This window comes from Nesterenkonia sp. F (genome assembly GCF_000220985.1).
Classification (GTDB): Bacteria; Actinomycetota; Actinomycetes; order Actinomycetales; family Micrococcaceae; genus Nesterenkonia.
On the sequence record NZ_AFRW01000016.1, the window covers coordinates 20,123 to 33,296 of the forward strand.

Below are 13,174 nucleotides of genomic sequence, written 5' to 3' on the forward strand. Positions count from 1 at the left end.
GGACGATCATGGAGTTTCTCTTCACCCCGCCGTCGGACCCTGCCGAGAACGCCCGCACCGCCGGGCGCCGCGCCGCCGGGCAGTCCCCGGACGCCGCGTCCGAGACCGCCGACGACGGCGGCGCGGCCGTGCTGCACCGGGCCCCGGCCGCCGCGCCGTCGGGCGAGGCCGTCGACGCCGTGGCCGGGCTCAACCCGCCGCAGCGCGAGGCCGTGCTGCACACCGGCTCGCCGCTGCTGATCGTCGCCGGCGCCGGCTCGGGAAAGACCAGCGTGCTGACCCGGCGCATCGCGCACCTGCTGCAGTCCGGCGCCGCCCGGCCGCATCAGATCCTGGCGATCACCTTCACCAATAAGGCCGCCCGGGAGATGAAGGACCGCATCGCCCAGCTGGTGGGCCCCGCGGCCGAGCGCATGTGGGTCTCCACGTTCCACTCCTCCTGCGTGCGCATCCTGCGCAACGAGGCTCCCCATCTGGGGCGGAAGTCGACCTTCACCATCTACGACGCCGCCGACTCGCTGCGGCTGATCACCACGATCGCCAAGCTGCACGACCTGGATCCCAAGCGCTTCGCCCCACGGGCGATCAAGAACAAGATCTCCTCGCTGAAGAACGAGCTCGTCGACGCCGACGAGTTCAGCAGCACGGCGGCGAACGAGCCGTTCTCCGAGGCGGTGGCCACCGTCTACCGCGAGTACACCCAGCGGCTGCGGGCGGCCAACGCCTACGACTTCGACGACCTGCTGGCCGAGACCGTCCACATGTTCGACGCGTTCCCGGCCATCCTGGACACCTACCGGCGGCGCTTCCGCCACGTGCTGGTCGACGAGTACCAGGACACCAACCACGCCCAGTACCGGCTGGTCCGCCAGCTCACCGGCGCGCCCGACGCCGACGCCGGGCTGCAGACCCCGGGCGCGGAGGTGACCGTCGTCGGCGACTCCGACCAGTCGATCTACGCCTTCCGCGGCGCCGACATCCGGAACATCGTCGAGTTCGGGCGCGACTACCCGGATGCCACCACGATCAAGCTCGAGCAGAACTACCGCTCGACGCAGACCATCCTCGACGCCGCCAACGCGGTGATCTCGCAGAACCCGGGGCGCACCGAGAAGAAGCTCTGGACCGAGGAGGGCTCCGGCGAGATCATCCGGCTGCACGCGGCCGCCTCGGAGTCCGACGAGGCCGACTGGATCGCCCGGACCATCGACGAGCTCGGGGACCGCGAAGGCGTCCGTCCGGCCGACGTCGCCGTCTTCTACCGCACCAACGCCCAGTCGCGCTCGCTGGAGGAGCGGCTGGTCGGCCGCGGCATCCCGTATCGGGTCGTCGGCGGCACGCGGTTCTACGACCGCAAGGAGATCAAGGATGCGCTGGCCTATCTCCACGTGCTGAACAATCCCGACGACGACGTCAACCTGCGGCGCATCCTCAACGAGCCCAAGCGCGGCATCGGCGATCGCGCCGAGGGGGCGGTCGCGGCGCTGGCCCAGCGCGACCGGACCACCTTCTTCGAGGCGCTGCGCCGGGCCGACGAGGCGCCGGGCATGGCGACCCGCTCGGTGAAGGCGGTGACCTCCTTCGTGCGGATGATGGACGACCTCGCCGCGCTGGCCGAGGAGGAGAAGCCCTCGGTGGTGCTGGAGGCGGTGCTCGAGCAGACCGGCATGATGGAGGCGCTGCGCCAGTCGAAGGATCTGCAGGACGAGTCGCGGGCGGACAACCTGGGCGAGCTGGTGGCCATGATCAAGGAGTACGAGGCCGGCCAGGGCCCGGCCCCGCAGCCGGGCGCGGCCGGCGACGCCGACGGCGAGGCCGCGGAGCCCGCACCGGCGGCCACGCTGGGCGGCTTCCTCGAGCAGGTCTCGCTGGTCGCCGACGCCGACCAGATCCCCTCCGCCGGCGACGCCGAGTCCGAGCAGCTGGCCGCCGAACAGGGCCAGGTGACGCTGATGACGCTGCACACTGCGAAGGGCCTGGAGTTCCCCGTGGTCTTCCTCACCGGCATGGAGCACGGGATCTTCCCGCATGCGCGGACGATGACGGATCCCGAGCAGCTCGCCGAGGAGCGTCGGCTGGCCTACGTCGGGCTCACCCGGGCGCGTCAGCGGCTCTACCTCTCGCGGGCGGAGTCGCGGCATCTGTGGGGCCAGCAGCAGTACAACCCGCCGAGCCAGTTCCTCGGCGAGATCCCCGAGGATCTGCTGGAGGTCGGGGGCGTCGGCGGCTCCGGGGCCTCACCGCTGCACGCCTCTCCCGGCTTCGGCTCGCTCTCCGGCGGCTTCGGCGGCTCCGCACGCGGATCCGGCCGTCCCGGCGGCGGGGGGCCGACGGCCTACGGTGCGCCCGACAGCACCAAGACGTCATCTGCGCTGCCCGGATCCGGCTCCTCCGGACCGCGACGCCAGGTCGATCCGGACCGGGCGGTGCCCGACCTGAAGCCCGGTGACCGGGTCTCGCACCGGAAGTTCGGCGTCGGCGAGGTCCTCGCCGTCGAGGGGTCCGGCGACAAGAGCGTGGCGAAGGTCAGCTTCGCAGGATCCGAGAAGCGCCTCCTCCTGCGATATGCTCCCCTGGAGAAGGCAGACTGAGCCGATCGATCGGCCGCGTCGCCTTCCCCGGCTCGACGCTGCGCCCGGACCCTTCCACGGCTCTGCGGGGCGGCGTGTGCCGCTCAGCCTCCCGGGGCGTCTCGTCGTCTCGGCCGCGCTGAGGATGTCAGAAACGACTTCGACGCAGAAGGACACCACCCGTGGACCTGTATGAGTACCAGGCGCGCGATCTGTTCGAGGCACACGGAGTTCCCGTGCTGCCCGGCATCGTGGCGCACACCCCGGAAGAGGCGAAGGCGGCGGCCGAAGAGATCGGCGGCGGCATCGTCGTCGTGAAGGCTCAGGTGAAGGTCGGAGGCCGCGGCAAGGCCGGCGGCGTGAAGCTCGCCAAGAGCCCCGACGAGGCCTACGAGCATGCGCAGGCCATCCTCGGCATGGACATCAAGGGCCACACCGTCCACCGGCTGCTGATCGCCGCCGGCGCCGAGATCGCCGAGGAGTACTACTTCTCGATCCTTCTGGACCGTGCGAACCGCGACTACCTCGCCATGTGCTCCAAGGAGGGCGGCGTCGAGATCGAGCAGCTCGCCGTGGAGTCCCCGGAGAAGCTGGCTCGGGTGAACTTCGATCCCAACGACGGGATCGACGCCGCCAAGGCCGCCGAGATCGCCGAGCAGGCCGGCTTCGACGCCGACGAGGTCCCCGCCCTGGCCGAGGTGTTCCAGCAGCTGTGGACCACCTTCCAGAAGGAGGACGCCACCCTGGTGGAGGTCAACCCGCTGGTCAAGACCGCCGAGGGCACGATCATCGCCCTCGACGGCAAGGTCTCCACCGATGACAACGCGGACTTCCGCCAGCCCGGGCACGCCGAGCTCGTCGACGAGCAGGCCGAGGACCCGCTGGAGGCCAAGGCCAAGGCCAACGACCTCAACTACGTCAAGCTCGACGGTCAGGTCGGCATCATCGGCAACGGCGCCGGGCTGGTCATGTCCACCCTCGACGTCGTCGCCTACGCCGGCGAGGACCACGGCGGCGTGAAGCCGGCGAACTTCCTGGACATCGGCGGCGGCGCCTCGGCCGAGGTCATGGCCAACGGCCTCGACGTCATCCTGGGCGACGACCAGGTCGAGTCGGTCTTCGTCAACGTCTTCGGCGGCATCACCTCCTGCGACCAGGTGGCCGCCGGCATCGTGAAGGCTCTGGAGATCCTGGGCGACGCGGCGACCAAGCCGCTGGTCGTCCGCCTCGACGGCAACAACGTCGAGGAGGGCCGGCGCATCCTCGCCGAGGCGGACCACCCGCTGGTCACCACCGCCGACACCATGGACGCAGGCGCCGACAAGGCCGCCGAGCTGGCGAACAAGTAAGGACTGGGACTCGAGAATGTCTATCTACCTGAACAAGGACTCCAAGGTCATCGTCCAGGGCATCACCGGCGGTGAGGGCACCAAGCACACCCGCCTGATGCTGAAGGCCGGGACGAACATCGTCGGCGGCGTCAACGCCCGCAAGGCCGGCACCACGGTGGCGCACCAGGACAAGGACGGCGTCGACGTCGAGCTGCCCGTCTTCGGCTCGGTCTCCGAGGCCATGGCCGAGACCGGCGCGGACGTCTCGGTTGCCTTCGTGCCGCCGAAGTTCGCCAAGGCCGCGGCCGAAGAGGCCATCGAGGCCGGCATCGGCCTGCTGGTGGTCATCACCGAGGGCATCCCGGTGCAGGACGCCGCGGAGTTCTACAACCTCTCGCTGGCCAGGACCGACGCCGACGGCAAGCCGGTGACCCGGATCATCGGCCCGAACTGCCCGGGCATCATCACCCCCGGCGAGGCGCTGGCGGGCATCACCCCGGCCTCGATCACCGACGCCGGCCCGATCGGCCTGGTCTCGAAGTCCGGCACGCTGACCTACCAGATGATGTACGAGCTGCGGGACATCGGGTTCTCCACCTCCATCGGCATCGGCGGCGACCCGGTCATCGGCACCACGCACATCGACGCGCTGGAGGCCTTCGAGAACGACCCGGAGACCAAGGCCATCGTGATGATCGGCGAGATCGGCGGCGACGCCGAGGAGCGGGCGGCCGAGTACATCAAGGACCACGTCTCCAAGCCGGTCGTCGGCTACGTCGCCGGCTTCACCGCCCCGGAGGGCAAGACCATGGGCCACGCCGGCGCCATCGTCTCCGGCTCCTCCGGCACGGCCGACGCGAAGAAGGAGGCCCTGGAGGCCGCGGGCGTGAAGGTCGGCAAGACCCCGTCCGCGACCGCGGACCTGCTGCGCGAGGTCATCGGCTGACGCTGATCTCCTGAGCCGGGGCGGTCGGAAGCTGTTCCGGCCGTTCGTCGAAGAGCCCGCCTCCGACTGCGCGTCGGCGGCGGGCTCTTCCGCGTCCGGGGTGGTCAGGCGTCGTCGTCGCCGGCGTCGTCCGCGTCGTCATCCTGGTCCTCGTTCCGCCGGCGCATCACCACGAAGGTGGCCCCCGCCAGCACGATCCCCGCGATCAGCGCCGCGGTGGTGCCGCCGGTCCGGCCGATGAGGCCCTCGATGATCGCGCGCGTCTGCGAGGTCGGATCGGAGAGCACGACGGCGACGAAGGCCGCCACGAGCACCGAGGCCAGCACTGCGGGCACGCGGGACCACCGGCCGGTCAGCCCCATGCGCTCCTGCAGGATGCGGCCGGCCTTGATGATGCGTCCTGCGCGGATGATCCGCAGCGCCCCGACGATCCGCAGCAGCCGCAGCAGCTGGACGGGACCGACGGCGAAGACGACGGCGACGACCACAGCGACGGTCAGCGCCACCAGCCACTTGTGGCGACGGACCCAGTCGATCTTGTCGCCGGAGACGGCGAAGAGCACCACGGTCTCGGCGATGAGCACTCCGCCGGCGATCCAGTTGATCACCGTGCCGGCCGTCGCGTACGGCTGGTCGAACAGGGTGAGGAAGACCGCCGGGACCGAGGCGAGGGCGGCGACGAGCACCGGGACCGCCAGCCGGCGCTCCCACTGCTCCTCGCGTGCCTGCGCGGCGTGCTGACGGTCGTCCCTGCTCTGATCCACGCGCACAGCCTATGGGCAGGACGTGATGGGTCGCCACGGCGTCGGCGGTTCGCAGCGGCGGAGCTGTGCGGAGGGCGGCCTTCAGGCCACGTTCACACCGAGCAGCGTGCCGAGCAGGTAGGTCACCCCGGCGGCGCCGAAGCCGATGAGCAGCTGGCGCAGCCCGCGGGACAGCGGCGAGGCCCCGGAGAGCAGGCCGACCAGCGCGCCGGTGCACAGCAGCGCCAGGCCCACCAGGGTCAGCGAGACGACGACGGCGGCCGTCGCGGTCAGCCCCAGCAGATAGGGCAGCACCGGGATCAGCGCCCCGGCGGCGAAGCAGCCGAAGCTGGACAGCGCCGCCGTCCAGGCGCCGCCGACGACGTCGTGCTCGTCCTGCTCGACGTCCTCCTGCGGATGGTGGGACAGCGACGGGTCGCAGTCGCAGTCGAAGAGCCCGAGCCGCTCCATGGCCCGGTGCTCGGCGTCCTCGCGGCTCATCCCGCGCGCCCGGTAGACCAGCACCAGCTCGTTCTGGTCCATGTCCAGATCCGGGGCCGCGCGCAGCGTCGCCTGGGTCGGGCGGGTGGCGTCGAGCAGCTCCCGCTGGCTGCGCACGGAGACGAACTCGCCGGCGGCCATGGACAGCGCACCGGCCAGCAGGCCGGCGATGCCGGTCAGCAGCACCACCGAGGAGGAGACTCCGGTTCCGCCCATGCCCATGATGAGCGCCAGATTGGAGACCAGCCCGTCGTTGGCTCCGAAGACCGCCGCGCGGAAGCCGCCGGAGAGCTTCTCCCTGCCGCGGGTGGCCAGCGCGCGGACGACCTCCTCATGGACGACCTCGTCGGCGGCCATGCCGGCGGTGGCGTCGTCGTCGCGGGCGTAGGGGGAGTCGCTCTCGGCCCGCTGGGCCAGCGCCAGGATGAACACCGAGCCGAAGATCCGCGCCAGCCAGCTCAGCAGCACCCGGTGCGCCGACGGCGACGGCAGCCGCTCGGCGTGCTCGCCCAGCAGCTCGCGCCAGTGTGACTGATGGCGCTCCTCGGCACGGGCCAGCCCGAGCAGGATCTGCCGCTCCTCGCCGGACTTGCGGGACGCGAGGTCGGTGTAGAGCTTCCCCTCGGCGATCTCGTCGGCCAGGTACTTCCGCCAGCGGCGGATCTGGCGCGGCGTCGGATCGGCGGCGGGCTGCTGCGGCGCGGAGGCGTCGTCGGAGGTCACGACTCGATTCTTCCGTCGCGGCCGGCGCCGCGGGAGGCCGAGCTCCTCCTGTGACGAGGTTCAGGCATGCCTCATGCGACGTCGCGTCCCCGTCGGGAGGAACGGCGGCGCCCGGAGTCGTCGCTCGAGCGCGACGACGGCGCAGGGTTCAGTGATGCCTAAACTGTGTGCTCGCCCGCAGGCCGCCCGACGTGCTCGCCGGGGAGCTCGCCGCCCCGGGCGGTGATCTCGGCCAGCGCCCGCCGCGCCGTCGGGGCCTCCACCCCCGGAGCCAGCCCGAGGTAATGCGGGGCGAGGTGGTCGGCCGCTCCCGGGGCGCCGCCGTCGACGAGGTATCGGCCGCCGGCCCGCCGCAGGATCAGCATCCCGGCGGCCACGTCCCAGGGGCTGGTGTCCGCACCGAGGACGACGTCGGCCCAGCCGGCCGCGGCGTGGCAGAGCTCCAGAGCCCCGGAGATCAGCCGGCGGACGGCCGAGTACGTGGTCACCAGCGTCCCGAAGGTCTGCAGGGCGGCCGGACCCGCGGACTCGACGATCTCGGCCGAGGGGTAACTGGTGACCAGGTTCAGCGTCTCCTCCGCCCGCGGACGTCGCCGCGCGCCGTCCTCGCCGGCGGGGCCCAGCGCGCGCTCGCCGTCGCCGTCCTGCAGCCAGGCGCCGGAGTCGTCGGCGGAGAAGGTCAGTCGGCCGATCGGATCGTGGACCACGCCGGCGACCACCTCGCCGTCGACGGCGGCGGCGATGGAGATCGAGAACATCGCGAAGCCGTGGGCGAAGTTGGAGGTGCCGTCGATCGGGTCGATGATCCACTCCACGGCGCCGGAGCCGTGGGAGCCGCCCTCCTCGCCGGTGAACTGCGAATCCGGCACGGCGGCCGTCAGCGCGGCGACCAGACGTTCCTCGGTCGCGGTGTCGAAGGCCGTGACCAGGTCATGGCTGCTGGACTTGGTCGCCACGTCCATCTGCGAGCGGAAGGCGTGCACCAACGGTGCGCCGGCGTCGAGAGCGGCGTCGACCGCGAGGCGGCGCAGCTCGGAGGGCGAGGGTGCGGCGTCGGTCCGTCGGTCGGCGGCGTGGGCGCGTGAAGTCACGGCTCCAGCCTACGAGACGTCGGCCGGTGAGGCGCGGGCCATGGGCGCCGGCCCGCATCGAGTGGGCGATGTGTCGAGGTTCTCCGCCGAGATCGGCGCCGAAACCTCGACATATCGCCCACTCGATGCCGCGGTGTCCGAACGACCCGGCGACGGCCGTCTCCGTGGCAGGATGGTCCCGTGACTGAGGTGGCACAGGATGCGGCGGCGGCAGGTCGTCACTACGCGGACGCCGCGCGCAACCGAGCGATGAAGACCGAGGACCGCTGGCATCAGCTCCGGCTGCGCCTCGCCCGGCGCCGACGGCAGGACGTCACCGTGCTCTCCATGGTCGGCTACGGCACCCAGCACTGGGTCCGGGTCTTCTCGCGAGTCGTCATGGCCCCGGACTCGCACTTCGTCAACGGCCGCCGCGTCACCAAGCTCATCGCCGACGGCTTCCGCGGCTGGCGCAACTTCATCTCCGCACCGGTGCCCTTCGCCGAGGTCACCATCACCGCCGGCGGACGGACCTTCGACGTCGTCGCCGACCGCGGCGGGATCGTCGACGCGGTCATCGCCGTCGAGCTCGAGCCCGGCTGGCGGCGGGTCACCCTGCAGGCCGACGGCGCCCAGCCGGCCGCCGCCGACGTGCGCATCATCTCCGACGCCGCACGCACCGGGGTGGTCTGCGACGTCGACGACACCGTGGTGGTCACCCGCCTGCCGCGTCCGCTGCTGGCCGCCTGGAACTCCTTCGTCCTCGACGAGCACGCGCGCACCCCGACGCCGGGCATCGCGGTGATGATGGAGCGGCTGATGGGCCGGTTCCCGCAGGCGCCGGTGCTCTACCTCTCGACCGGCGCGTGGAACGTCGCCCAGACGCTGACCCGCTTCCTGACGCGCAATCTGTATCCGCGCGGACCGCTGCTGCTGACCGACTGGGGGCCCACCGACGACCGCTGGTTCCGCTCCGGGGCCGAGCACAAGGTCGCCGAGCTCGAGCGTCTGGCGGTGGACTTCCCGGAGATGTCCTGGCTGCTCATCGGCGACGACGGCCAGCACGACCCGGCCATCTACGCCGACTTCGCCCGCCGTCACCCGCAGAACGTCCGTGCGGTGATCATCCGGCAGCTGACCTACTCCGAGGCGATGCTGGCCGGCGGCCGTGCCAGCGACCCGGACGCCGGATCGCTGCTCGCCGGCGTCGACGAGCGCGAGGACGCAGCGCGAGTCGCCGGCGGGGTCGGCGGATCGGCCGAGCTCGCCGGAGTCCAACGGGTCGGCGGCCACCGCATCCCGTGGATCTACGGGCCAGACGGCAAGGACATCGTCGCCAAGCTGCAGCGCCACGGCCTGCTCGGCTAGGCTCACTCCTCGGCAGGACCGCTCCCTGCGGCGCTCGGCGGCGTTCAGCGGCGCGGCAGGAACTGGTCGCCGAAGGACTCCCAGTCGCCGAGGTCGGCGAACAGTCCGGTGAACCGGCTCTGCTGGTGGAGGAAGGACTTCGCGTGCAGCCGCCGCAGCTTCTCGTTGGCCTCGACGGCTCGGGCGTAGTGGCCGATCAGCTGGTTGCAGACCGCCTCCCAGGAGCGCTCGGACACCGTCTCGTGGGCCGCGGCGCCGAAGCGGTCCCGAGCGGCGGCGTCGCCGACCAGGTGCTCGACCGCCGAGCGCATCCCGTCCAGGTCGCCGGGGCGGTACAGCCATCCGGTGCGGCCGCCGTCGACCAGGTCCAGCGGACCGCCGCGTCCGACGGCGACCACCGGCACGGCCGCGGCCATGGCCTCCTGGATGGTCTGGCAGAAGGTCTCCGAGGCGCCCGGGTGGACGAAGACGTCCAGGCTGGCCACGTGGCGGCCGAGGTCGTCGCCGCTCTGGAATCCGGCGAAGTGCGCATCGGGCAGTCGCCGGCGCAGCTGAAGCTCCTGCGGGCCGGAGCCGATGATCACCAGGCGTGCGCCGTCCAGCGCGTCGATCGCCTCCAGGTCCTCGATCTGCTTCTCCGCGGCGAGCCGGCCGACGAAGCCGACCAGCCGCTCGCCGTGCGGGGCGATCTCGGCGCGCAGGGACTCGTCGCGGCGGGTCGGGGAGAATCTCTCGCCGTCGACGCCGCGGCGCCAGGTCTTCAGCCGACGGATGCCGCGGTCGCGCAGCTGCTGCTTGCAGAACGAGGAGGGCACCAGCGTCAGCGTCGACGCCCGGTGCATGCGGTCGACGTGCTGCCAGAGCAGCTCCTCGGCCCAGGGCAGGCGATAGCGCGAGGCGTAGGTGGGCACCTCGGTCTGGTAGACCGAGACGGTCGGCAGGCCGAGATCGCGGGCGGCCTGGATCGCGCGCCAGCCGAGCACGAAGGGCGAGGCCACGTGGACGACGTCGGGCCCGATCCGGTCCAGCAGCTGACGGATCCGCATCACGAACCCCGCCGCCACGCGCACTGTGGGGTAGTCGGGAAAGGGCAGCGAGGGCACCCGGACCACCGGGAAGCCCTCGACCTGCTCCTCGCTGCGCTCGACCGCGTCGGAGGTCGGCGGGACCAGCAGCGAGCTGCCCGGGGCGACGACCACCGCCTCGTCTCCGCGGCGGCGCAGGTGGGCCAGCACATGAAGCACGGAGTTCGTCACGCCGTTCATGTGCGGAAGGAATGATTCAGCGACCACGACGACCTTCACGATCCCCAGCTTGGCGCGGGGATGTCACCGGCGTCGGACCGTCGCGTGAGGACTCGATGAACCCGAGAGGAACAGTGCGAAGCCCGGCGCTCTCCGCGTAGAGTCGTCCAGTGCGTCTGCGGCGGAGATCGCCGCGAGGGCGCACATGACGCGCGTCACGTCGGGCGCGCGGCGGATCATCAGCACAGGAGGCGGAGCATTGGACATCGCACTGACGGCCGGCATCGTGGGGTTCGTCCTGCTGGCGGCCACAGTGCAGCGGATCGCCGGGATGGGCTTCGGGATGATCATGGCTCCTTTCATGGTCGTCCTGCTCGGGGCTCATGAGGGTGTGATGCTGGTCAACTTCATCAGCATCCTCGCCCCGGTCCTGGTGCTGCCGCGTGTCTGGCGTTCCATCCGCTGGGACAAGGTCCTCTGGATCAGCGTGCCCGCGGTGCTGGCCATGGCTCCCTCGGCCTGGGTCTCGGTGAACTCTCCGGCCGGCCCGCTCTACGTCCTCGTCGCCGCGCTGGTGCTGCTCGGGCTGGCCAGCTCGGTGGTGCTCAGCCGCGTGGCCACCCGCGTCGACGGCGAAGGGCGCGCCGCCCAGGCCGTCACCGGCGTCGGCTCCGGCGTCGGCACCGTCCTCGGCGGCGTCGGCGGCCCGGCGGTGACCATCTACGCGGTGCTCTCCCGCTGGCAGGTGCGCGAGATGGTCGCCACGCTGCAGCCGGTGTGGATCCTGCTCTCGCTGTGCTCCTTCCTGATCAAGCTCTCCCTGGACGACGGTCAGCTGCCCGACATGCCGCTCTGGGGCTGGGGCGGCGCGGCCGTCGCGATCGTCGCCGGCATCCTGGCCGGCGAACGCATCCAGCGCCGGGTGCGCGAGCAGTCGGTGCGCCGCTTCGTGGTGCTGCTGGCTTCGCTGGGCTCGGTCCTCGCGCTGGTCACCGGCGTGCAGCTGATGCTCGCCTGACGTCGGACAGGAGGCCCGCCGGACCCCGGCGGCGGCGCCGCCATCCTGGGAGTTCGGTGAACGCCGGTCTGTCCGCCCGCAGGCGGGGTCGGCGGCCTGGCACGATGGGGACGATGACCCGCACCGACGTGGACCCGACCTCCGCCGGCGACGCCGGTCGGCGCACGCGCACCCTCCGCCTCCCGCCGCCCCCGCTGTGGCTTCTCGGCCTGATCGAGGCCGTCCAGGTCCTGCTCGCCGGCGCCCTGACGGTCGCGGTGCCGGTGCTGGCCATCGGGCTGGCCGGCGGGCTCTCCGCCGTCGACGTCGAGTCGCTGGCCACGCTCGCCGCCCGCATCTGGCTGGTGCTCCACGGCACTCCGGTGGTGCTGAGCCTCGAGGCCGGCGCGCTCGGCGGCGGTCTGGAGGCCTCCGCCGGCGGATGGTTCCATCTGCTGCCCATGGGCCTGACTGCAGTGCCCCTGGCGCTGGCCTGGCGCGCCGGGGCACGGGTGGCCCGCGGCGCGTGGACGCGCCAGCTCTGGCAGGGGATGATCACCCTGGTCGTCGGCTACGCGGTCGGCGGCGCCGGCATCGCGGTGCTGGCCGACGACGCCGCGTTCGGCGTGCGGCCCGGTCTCGCCGCGGCCTTCGCGGCTCTGGTGATGGGCATCGGGTCGCTGGCCGGGGGATACTCCGAGGCGCAGTCCTGGGCGCGACTGGTCGGCGTCGACCTGGAGGCCCGGGTCGCGGCGTTCTCGCAGAAGCTGCGCTGGGCCGGCTCCTACCTCTGGGCCGTGGTGCGAGCCGGCACGCTGGCGGTGGTCGCCGCCGTCGGGCTCTCGGCGCTGCTGCTGGCCGTCCAGGTCGTCCGGCACTGGATGGACGTGGCCAACATCTACCAGGAGCTCGACCCCGGGGTGCTGGGTGTGATCGGACTGACCCTGGTGCATCTGGGCCTGCTGCCGAACCTGGTGCTGTGGACGCTCTCCTACGCCGCCGGGGCGGGCTTCTCCGTCGGCGCCGGCACCCAGGTGGCCCCGCACGCCGTCGACGTCGCCAGCCTGCCGGCGGTGCCGATGCTCGGCGCACTGCCGACCGGCTCCTCCGCGCTGTCGATGATCGCCCCGGCGCTGGTGGTGCTCGCCGGGGTCGCCGCCGGCTGGTGGCTGATGCGCGAGGGCGAGAACCACCTGGACGACTGGTTCGCGCTGCGGATCGACTGGCGGCCGGCCTCGCTGATGCTGTCCTCGCTGGTGCTGGCGGTGCTGACCGGACTGACCGCCGGGCTGATCCTGCTCGGGCCGCTGTGGCTCTCCCGCCTGTCGCTGGGCGTCGGGCGGATGACCGAGATCGGCCCGCCGGCGCTGCTCGCCGCGGCGATGGTGGCCGCCTGGGTCGCGGCCGGCACGCTGGTCGGCTACCTGATCTCGCCGCTGCTGCACCGGCTCGCCCCCGGGGCGACGACCGGTCGTCGACGGTCGCCCCGACGGAGCGATGCTCGGCGGGAGAAGCATGAGGAGCGTGAGCGGCGGCGGATCGAGAAGCAGGTCGCCCGGCGGGAGGCGAAGCGCGCGAAGAAGCAGGATCGGCGTGCGACGAAGCGCGCGGACCGCGACGGAGACGACGAGAGCTTCGGCAGCGACGACGGTCGCTGACGTTCTCGCGCGCCCGGATCCTC

At 72.1% G+C, this 13,174-nt stretch carries 10 protein-coding genes; 6 read left to right on the forward strand and 4 right to left on the reverse strand.

What is annotated here, in order from left to right; genetic code table 11:
* Positions 1 to 8: 8 nt before the first annotated feature.
* The 3 genes from GU5_RS0101715 (at position 9) to sucD (ending at position 4,847) form a co-directional block, all read left to right on the forward strand.
* Complete coding sequence (locus GU5_RS0101715; protein WP_010523855.1) at positions 9 to 2,591, forward strand: UvrD-helicase domain-containing protein; 2,583 nt, start codon at positions 9 to 11, stop codon at positions 2,589 to 2,591.
* 161 nt (positions 2,592 to 2,752) lie between these two features.
* Positions 2,753 to 3,919: an ADP-forming succinate--CoA ligase subunit beta gene (gene sucC, locus GU5_RS0101720; RefSeq protein ID WP_010523856.1), complete on the forward strand. Its 1,167-nt coding sequence runs from the start codon at positions 2,753 to 2,755 to the stop codon at positions 3,917 to 3,919.
* 16 nt (positions 3,920 to 3,935) lie between these two features.
* Positions 3,936 to 4,847, forward strand: coding sequence for a succinate--CoA ligase subunit alpha (gene sucD / locus GU5_RS0101725; protein WP_010523857.1), 912 nt, complete (start codon positions 3,936 to 3,938; stop codon positions 4,845 to 4,847).
* A 104-nt stretch (positions 4,848 to 4,951) separates the two neighbouring features.
* Here the strand turns inward: sucD and GU5_RS0101730 are convergent, their stop codons facing one another.
* The 3 genes from GU5_RS0101730 to GU5_RS0101740 form a co-directional block, all read right to left on the reverse strand.
* Positions 4,952 to 5,611, reverse strand: a complete 660-nt coding sequence (locus GU5_RS0101730) for a hypothetical protein (RefSeq protein ID WP_010523858.1) — start codon at positions 5,609 to 5,611, stop codon at positions 4,952 to 4,954.
* A gap of 81 nt (positions 5,612 to 5,692) precedes the next feature.
* Positions 5,693 to 6,814, reverse strand: a complete 1,122-nt coding sequence (locus GU5_RS0101735; protein WP_010523859.1) for a VIT1/CCC1 transporter family protein — start codon at positions 6,812 to 6,814, stop codon at positions 5,693 to 5,695.
* A gap of 158 nt (positions 6,815 to 6,972) precedes the next feature.
* On the reverse strand, positions 6,973 to 7,905 hold the full coding sequence (locus GU5_RS0101740; protein WP_010523860.1) for an inositol monophosphatase family protein: 933 nt from the start codon (positions 7,903 to 7,905) through the stop codon (positions 6,973 to 6,975).
* A gap of 180 nt (positions 7,906 to 8,085) precedes the next feature.
* Here GU5_RS0101740 and GU5_RS0101745 point away from each other — a divergent pair, with 180 nt between their 5' ends.
* Positions 8,086 to 9,252, forward strand: a complete 1,167-nt coding sequence (locus GU5_RS0101745) for an App1 family protein (RefSeq protein WP_010523861.1) — start codon at positions 8,086 to 8,088, stop codon at positions 9,250 to 9,252.
* 44 nt (positions 9,253 to 9,296) lie between these two features.
* Here the strand turns inward: GU5_RS0101745 and GU5_RS0101750 are convergent, their stop codons facing one another.
* On the reverse strand, positions 9,297 to 10,556 hold the full coding sequence (locus GU5_RS0101750) for a glycosyltransferase (protein ID WP_010523862.1): 1,260 nt from the start codon (positions 10,554 to 10,556) through the stop codon (positions 9,297 to 9,299).
* A 199-nt stretch (positions 10,557 to 10,755) separates the two neighbouring features.
* On the opposite strand from GU5_RS0101750, the gene GU5_RS0101755 reads away from it, so the two are divergent.
* Positions 10,756 to 11,514, forward strand: coding sequence for a TSUP family transporter (locus GU5_RS0101755; protein ID WP_010523863.1), 759 nt, complete (start codon positions 10,756 to 10,758; stop codon positions 11,512 to 11,514).
* A gap of 113 nt (positions 11,515 to 11,627) precedes the next feature.
* Positions 11,628 to 13,151 carry a DUF6350 family protein gene (locus tag GU5_RS13495; protein ID WP_010523864.1) on the forward strand — a complete coding sequence of 508 codons (1,524 nt, stop codon included), beginning with the start codon at positions 11,628 to 11,630 and terminating at the stop codon, positions 13,149 to 13,151.
* The last annotated feature ends 23 nt before the right edge of the window (positions 13,152 to 13,174 follow it).

Coding starts and splice junctions, on each gene's coding strand:
- sucD (WP_010523857.1), top strand. CDS start 3,936: ATGTCTATCTACCTGAACAAGGACTCCAAGGTCATCGTCCAGGGCATC.
- GU5_RS0101715 (WP_010523855.1), top strand. CDS start 9: ATGGAGTTTCTCTTCACCCCGCCGTCGGACCCTGCCGAGAACGCCCGC.
- GU5_RS13495 (WP_010523864.1), top strand. CDS start 11,628: ATGACCCGCACCGACGTGGACCCGACCTCCGCCGGCGACGCCGGTCGG.